General features: G+C 63.4%; 2 protein-coding genes. Both read right to left on the bottom strand.

The window, feature by feature from the left end:
* Positions 1-72: 72 nt before the first annotated feature.
* Positions 73-1,686: a DUF2957 domain-containing protein gene (locus JYJ84_RS32920; protein WP_122947881.1), complete on the bottom strand. Its 1,614-nt coding sequence runs from the start codon at positions 1,684-1,686 to the stop codon at positions 73-75.
* A 617-nt stretch (positions 1,687-2,303) separates the two neighbouring features.
* Positions 2,304-2,600 (bottom strand): cupin domain-containing protein, encoded by a 297-nt coding sequence (locus JYJ84_RS32915; RefSeq protein WP_011354152.1) that lies wholly within the window; start codon positions 2,598-2,600, stop codon positions 2,304-2,306.
* Between the last annotated feature and the right edge of the window lie 346 nt (positions 2,601-2,946).

Below are 2,946 nucleotides of genomic sequence, written 5' to 3'. Positions count from 1 at the left end.
TAGGAATCCTCTTGAAATTCGATTCGCCGGCGGCGACGCATGCGCCGCCGGTGTTACCTGTTCAATGCAGCGTTACTGGACGAACGCGCCGACCGTAAAGAACGGGTTGACCTTGTTGTTGTTGACGACCAACGCGTAGACGTTGCCGGCCGTCACGAGCCAGCCCGTGTCGCCCTTGCTGAAGATCGCCACGTTGCCGTTCGCGCCCTTCGCGTTGAAGTCCTGCGTGGCCGTGACCTTGATCCTGCCGGGCGTGGCCTGCGTATAGTCGAGCGCGAACTGCGAGGTCACCGACGACGTCTGCGGGTCGATGAACGCCGCGGTATTGCCCTGGAACAGCGTGGACGTATAGTTCGCGGCCATCGTCGACACGGCAGTGCCGTCGTTACAGGTTCCTGCTTCCGTCAGGAACGTGCCATTGACGAACTGGCCAGGCAGATCCGGGTGCGGCACGTTCGGATTGAAGCTCGGGCCTGGCGACGGGATGAAGCTCGCCGTGCCGGGAGACGTCACGAGGCCGCATGCGGATGCACTGGTCGCGCCGATGTAACCGCCCTTCAGCGAATTGGCGGCAATCGCGGTGGCCGACGACAGCATCGAGATCCCGACTTCGGCATCGGCGACCGACGCGAGCGGATTGGCCGGATCGACATACGTGTAGCCGACACGAATCACGACCGGTATCCGCACCCCGTTCAGCTTGCCGACGATCATGATGCCTTTGGCCTGGCTCGACGCAAGGAGGATGAGCGACGACCCCTGCCCCGCGATCGGATACGAGACCACGCCAAACGCATTCGGCAGCCCGTTGCTCACGAACACGTTGTCGGCCGACCCGTCCGCATTCTTGCGCAGCGCCCAGGGGGTCCCGGTCGTCTGGCACGAGTAGTCGCTGCCTTGCGTGATCGTGCATGAACCGTCCGCATTGAGCGTCTGGTTCCAGTTGACGACGTCCGGCTCCCAGCCGATTGGCCCCGGCGCGCTCTGCCCGCCCCCGCCGAGCGGTGACAGATGGATGCCGACCTCGTTGTAATTGCCCGCGACCTTCGAAAAGTCGGTTTCCGTTTCGATGAAGCCGATGAACGGATAGAAATCGAACGTCCGCGACGGCACGTAGCCGATGGGCGTGGGGGCCCCGAGGTCGATCCCCTTGTACGCAATCGTCGCCCCCGGAATCCCGCCACCCACCACGCCATTGCCGACGAACAGCATCGGCGGATCGGCACGGTTGATCGTCACCGCATACGCACCGTTGCTCGTCGCGCCGTTGTCGAGCACGAACGCGCAGCGGTTCTGCTCGGCGGTCGGGAGCGTGGTCGGATGATGGAACGACCCGCTGATCGTCAGGCCCGCGCGGGTATTGTTGACCTGCCCTGCCGACGTCGGCACCGACGATTCGAGGAACTGCATCTGATAGGTGAGCTTCGTCGTATCGAATTTCACCTTCACGTACTCGCCGCTGCCCGCGCCGCCCGTGTAGGTCGTCGTGTAATCGAGCGCGTCCGGACACAGCTTCGTCACGACAGGCGGCGTCGTTTCAGCACCGCTCGGCCCGCATGCGCTCCCCGAGCACTGCGGCACGGTGATCGGCCCCGGATCGTCGCCGCCGCCGCAACCGGCGACGAACGGCACAACGACGACCGCGCATGACAGGATCGCTTTCCGCCATTCAGGAATGCAAATCATCAACCCCTCCTTTTCAGGTACGACAAGTCTCGTCCGGACAGGCTGCATGGCCCGCCGGTTGGTATCGCGCCGCCGCACGAACGCGCGGCGCATGACGGTGTGCGCAAGGCGGCCGCGATGCCGGTCAGGCAAATGCGGCACACGCCGCGACGGCAGACAAGCGCTCTCCCGCGGCGCCGTCATGCGGCACGGCACCGTCGGAACGATCGAAACGGGAAGTGGTTCGCCGCTACACGGCGAAATGACAACGCAGGGACGCGATCTGCATCGCGCCTGCATTCAGCGAAAAAACGGGAAACGGCAGTCCGACTGGCCCCGCGGATACGCGTCTCATGTATTGGTCTCCGTACGTACGCTTGATTCGTTATCGTGATGCGTCGTTTGTGGAAACTATGATCGGACGATACCCACAAGTAAATGGATGCAGAGTTCCAAACGACCGAAACCGCGCAATCCTAGCGCGTGCAGGGGATTTGACAGTTTTTCAAACAGCCTTCGATTTATTTGCTCAGACAAATACCCGGCCCATCCAACGCGCGTTTGAACAACGACGGCCAACCCGCGCCCGGCCTTGCCGGCCGGCCCGCGACGGGCCGTATCGATGCTGCGGCGCAACCTTACACGTCGATGATCGCGAGCGTGCCGTGGCTGCCCGGCAGCACCGCGTGAAGGGTGCCGGCAAGCGCCAGGTACATCTGCCCGGCCTCGACCACGACCGTCTCGCCCGCGACCTCGAGCATCATCCGGCCGTCGAGCACCAGCAGCCCCTCGTTGTAGTCGTGCACTTCCGCTTCGTAAGCCTGCGCATCCATGCGCAGCACCTTGATCCTGGCCGGCCCGACCTCGCCGACGATCGTGGATTTCCATGCGACGGCCTGCGCAGCCGCCACGGATTTGAAGTCGATCAAAGACATGCGCCCCGCTCCATGAACGATGAAAGGAACGCATTATCGCGAGCGCCGCGCATGCCGTCCCGGTACGGCGTGACGGCGTTCAGGCGGCACAGTCGTCCGGCCGGCCGCGCCGCCGCCGCGCGGGAATGCAATCGCTGCCCGGTTCGCCAAAAACGGCGCAAATTGTTCACGCATCGCAAATAAAGCACTGCGTTATTCATCGATGTGCGGTCAATTCGCGCAAATCCGACACCGGCAACGCACGCCCTTTCCACGAGAATGCATTTCCATCTACCGATTGCTAATATGGCGATCCCGCACCACAACGCCGTTCGACATGACGCCCGTTCGCCATGCCGTCCCCGGT

It is taken from the genome of Burkholderia sp. LMG 13014, assembly GCF_905232215.1.
Taxonomy (GTDB): Bacteria; Pseudomonadota; Gammaproteobacteria; order Burkholderiales; family Burkholderiaceae; genus Burkholderia.
Note: the sequence above shows the minus strand (reverse complement) of the source record. Positions and strands in the feature narration are given on the sequence as shown.

Bases quoted from the DNA above. Each gene is read 5' to 3' on its own strand.
- JYJ84_RS32915 (WP_011354152.1), bottom strand. From the start codon at position 2,600: ATGTCTTTGATCGACTTCAAATCCGTGGCGGCTGCGCAGGCCGTCGCA.
- JYJ84_RS32920 (WP_122947881.1), bottom strand. From the start codon at position 1,686: ATGATTTGCATTCCTGAATGGCGGAAAGCGATCCTGTCATGCGCGGTC.